Consider the following 1,087-nt stretch of genomic DNA (forward strand, 5'->3'; position numbering starts at 1 on the left):
GGTCTGGCCAGTGACGTAGGCGGCTTCGTTGGAGGCGAGATAAGCGACGGCGGACGCGACTTCAACGCTGGTGCCCATGCGCCGCGTCGGGATCGCCGCCATGATCGCCTCTTTCTGCTTGTCGTTGAGCTTGTCGGTCATCGCCGATTCGATGAAGCCCGGGGCGACGCAGTTGACGGTGATGTTGCGGGTGGCGATCTCCTGTGCCAGCGATTTGGAGAAGCCGATCATGCCGGCCTTTGAGGCGCAGTAATTGGTCTGGCCGGGATTGCCGGTGATGCCGACCACCGAGGTGATGTTGATGATGCGGCCATGGCGGCGGCGCATCATCGGGTGGGTGAGTTCGCGGGTCAGCCTGAACACGGCGGTCAGGTTGACCTCGAGCACGCTGTCCCAGTCGGCATCCGACATGCGCACGAACAGGCCGTCCTTGGTGATGCCGGCGTTGTTGACCAGGATGTCGACGCCTTCGAGATCGGCTTCGGCTTTCTGGCCGAGCGCCTTGACCTCCTCACGGTTGGACAAATTGGCCGGGAACAGCTTGACCCGGTCGCCAAGCTCGCTAGCCAGCGCTTCCAGTTTCTCGACGCGGGTGCCATGCAGGCCGACGATCGCGCCCTGCGCATGCAGCATCCTGGCGATAGCCTCGCCGATGCCGCCGGATGCGCCGGTGACGAGCGCCTTGCGGCCAGTCAATTCGAACATTTTTGTCTCCTGATTGAGAAGAGAACACCCTTTACAGGGATGGGATCAAGTGACGCTTTATGCAAGCGCCGCCATGGCCGCCTCGACGTCAGCCGCGGTGCCGACCGACGCGGTGGCGACATCGCGGTTGATGCGCCGCGCCAATCCTGAAAGCACCTTGCCGGCGCCGATCTCGTAAAGCGTGGTGACGCCGTTTGCGCCGAACCATTCCACCGTCTCGCGCCAACGCACGCGGCCGGTTATCTGTTCGACCAGGCGGCGGGCGATCTCGTCCGGATCGCTGGTCGGGCTGACCGTGACATTGGAGAGGACGGGAACCACCGGCGCGTTCTTTGCCACGCCGGCCAGGGCTTCGCGCATGACGTTCGCGGCCGGCGCCATC

The 1,087-nt window shown here is 64.2% G+C and carries 1 protein-coding gene and 1 pseudogene; both read right to left on the reverse strand.

Translation table 11 applies throughout. The features are described from left to right. Positions 1–705 (reverse strand): 3-oxoacyl-[acyl-carrier-protein] reductase (fabG, locus tag EOD15_RS34675; RefSeq protein ID WP_127409321.1); only part of this gene is annotated, 705 nt, incomplete at its 3' end. Between the two features lie 57 nt (positions 706–762). Then, a pseudogene (locus tag EOD15_RS34680) lies at positions 763–1,087 on the reverse strand (ACP S-malonyltransferase); the annotation flags it as partial.

The sequence above is a fragment of the Mesorhizobium sp. M7A.T.Ca.US.000.02.2.1 genome (assembly GCF_003996995.1).
Taxonomy (GTDB): domain Bacteria; phylum Pseudomonadota; class Alphaproteobacteria; order Rhizobiales; family Rhizobiaceae; genus Mesorhizobium.